This is a genomic window from Hoylesella timonensis S9-PR14 (assembly GCF_000762405.1).
GTDB lineage: Bacteria > Bacteroidota > Bacteroidia > Bacteroidales > Bacteroidaceae > Prevotella > Prevotella timonensis_A.
The window spans coordinates 1-2,414 of the sequence record NZ_JRPQ01000016.1; the positions used below are offsets into that span (position 1 = coordinate 1).

Annotated in this window: 2 protein-coding genes; one reads left to right on the forward strand and one right to left on the reverse strand. The window is 45.6% G+C overall.

Annotated elements, in window-relative coordinates; genetic code table 11:
- Nucleotides 1-235 precede the first annotated feature (235 nt).
- Nucleotides 236-1,675, forward strand: coding sequence for a C69 family dipeptidase (locus HMPREF9304_RS00855; protein ID WP_036925876.1), 1,440 nt, complete (start codon nucleotides 236-238; stop codon nucleotides 1,673-1,675).
- A 131-nt stretch (nucleotides 1,676-1,806) separates the two neighbouring features.
- Here the strand turns inward: HMPREF9304_RS00855 and HMPREF9304_RS00860 are convergent, their stop codons facing one another.
- Nucleotides 1,807-1,992, reverse strand: coding sequence for a hypothetical protein (locus HMPREF9304_RS00860; RefSeq protein WP_036925879.1), 186 nt, complete (start codon nucleotides 1,990-1,992; stop codon nucleotides 1,807-1,809).
- Between the last annotated feature and the right edge of the window lie 422 nt (nucleotides 1,993-2,414).

Consider the following 2,414-nt stretch of genomic DNA (forward strand, 5'->3'; position numbering starts at 1 on the left):
CAGTCGTATAGCTCGCTATACTCCTTCACTCACAAACAAATTGACCTCAAAAATAATCTCACAATCTGTCAAAGCTAATTTATAGAACCGCCCTTAAATAAAGGAGCCGTGTAATTCTTGAAAAATTTACAACCCTATCGATACATCATCCAAAAAATATTCATAAATTTGCAAGTAGCGGGGACTAATACCGCACAACATCATATTTCTAACCATCATATCACATAAAACGAGTATGAGACAAAAAAAACATCAGGTAAGCGAATTACCATCAGAGTGTACTACCATCATAGTAGGAAGAGAGATGACAGCCGACGGTTCCATGATTGTAGCCCGTTCGGAAGACTGGGATGCCATGGAAGCCAAAAACTACGAACTGTACGAAGATACGAAAGAGGGACCAAAAGAATTTATCGCCTTGGACAGTCCGTTCCGCTGTGAACTGCCCAAAGAAGCATTGGGTTACAATGCATTGGCACCCTTCAACCTACCACGCCACTGGGGAAGCGCAGGATTCAACACCGCCGGCGTGGGCATGAGTGCAACTGAAAGCATATTCAGCAGCGATGAGGTGTTAAAGTATGACCCCTTGGTAGAAACGGGTTTGGCAGAGAATGCCGTGTTCAACGTCGTACTGCCCTACGTTCACACCGCGCGCGAAGGCGTAGAGCGCTTGGGCATGCTCATCGAGAAACATGGTATTGCAGAAGGTTTCGGCATCGGATTCGTAGACGCACAAGAAATATGGTACTTGGAAACGGCCTGCGGACATCGTTGGTTGGCTTGCAAAATGCCGAAAAAGCAATATTTCGTCACGGGCAACCAGAGCCGTTTCCGCCAGTACGACCCTAACGACAAAGAAAACTATTTGGCATCTGCCGACTTGATTGAGTTTGCAGAGAAACATGGATTACACGACCCGAAGAAGGGCGAATTTGATTTTCATGTATCGTATGCGCGCGACGTCAAGCTCGACACTACCTATAACTATCCACGCGTATGGGGTCTGCAGCAGATGTTTTCGCCAGCGATAAAGAATGACGTCACTAAAAATACATTCCCTGTTTACGCCAAAGCCGAGAAGCCTATCAGCATAACAGACTTACGTACGGCATTCCGTTTCCACTACGACAATACCGAACACGACCCTTATCTACATAGCAATCCAAAAGAACCTTATCGCCCAGTATCTATCTTCAGGACCACACAGACCCACATCCTACAGGTGCGTCCTGAACTGCCTCAGGCCATTGGCTGCGTTGCTTACGTTGCCATGGGCATGGCCGACTTAGGTTTGTTCTTGCCGCTGTATCAGGGCATCAGCTCATATCCAGTTGAATATACGCAGGGAACCGACCAGTCGAGTGCCGATTCTGCTTATTGGAAATTCCGTAAGGTGATGGCGCTGGGCATGGTGGACTACAACAAATATGCGCCAATGATTAAAGAGACGTACCGCAAATTTGAGGAGGAAACCGACCAACGGCAACGTGAAATGGAAGAAGAGTATTTGCGTATATACAAAACACAGCCGCTACGTGCAAAAGACATGTTGCAAGAATTTTCTGACAAGGTGTTGACTCGTGCGCTATGCGTAGCCGACAAGCTGCAAGAGCGGTTATTCACAGAGCTCACCAAAGACATTCAAGCCGAATATCTCTTCCACGGTGCTTAATTGAACCGCGAGGTTTGTTTGAACCATAAATAAAACCTGATGAAACCAAAAGATCTGTCTTACCATAAGATAGAAGAATTGGTTTCATCAGGTTTTTCTCGTGGCTCACCACCCCACCGCTCCATGCGCGGTTAGAAGTTGCTCACGCCTAAGTTGTGGTCAACCAACATGCCGTCGCGCATCTTCAGGTTCAGCTTGCCCGACTTCTTCGCATGGAACTTGATGATGAAGAGCTTGGGGTCGCCCTCATCCAGCAAGAAGTTGTTGCCACGATTGACAAAGGTGGGATACAAGGCTTTCTGTCCGCTGGTATGCAAGCGGTCTTTCGAGGAAAAGCACTGTTCGCGCGACTACTAACGCAAGATGAGTCCTCCGTCTCATATTTTCTTGAACAGAAGCACGAGCCGCTTGTCCTTACTGTAAAAAAAATACGATGCCCTTAGTTTAGTAAGTGATGATGTTAAGGCTTTTCATTATGATGAAAGGCGTTCCGTGTTTTTGTCCTATTATTTTACCAAAAATCGACCATTGAAAATCTTCAAAATAGAAAAAATCAATAGGCAAGCGTCCTTCAAAAATGTGCTGATTTTGGCAAAATAAATGTCTTTTCAAGCTGAAACATTGACTTAACGGTCTTGGAAACACTCTTTAGAGGTGTTATTCACATGCTTCAGCGGCATTAAAGCATGCAAATTACAGGCTTATCTCAATGCTTTAACCGCCCGAAGTTGGCAATAAT

Excerpts from the sequence above, each read along its gene's own strand:
- HMPREF9304_RS00855 (WP_036925876.1), top strand. The coding sequence starts at position 236 with ATGAGACAAAAAAAACATCAGGTAAGCGAATTACCATCAGAGTGTACT.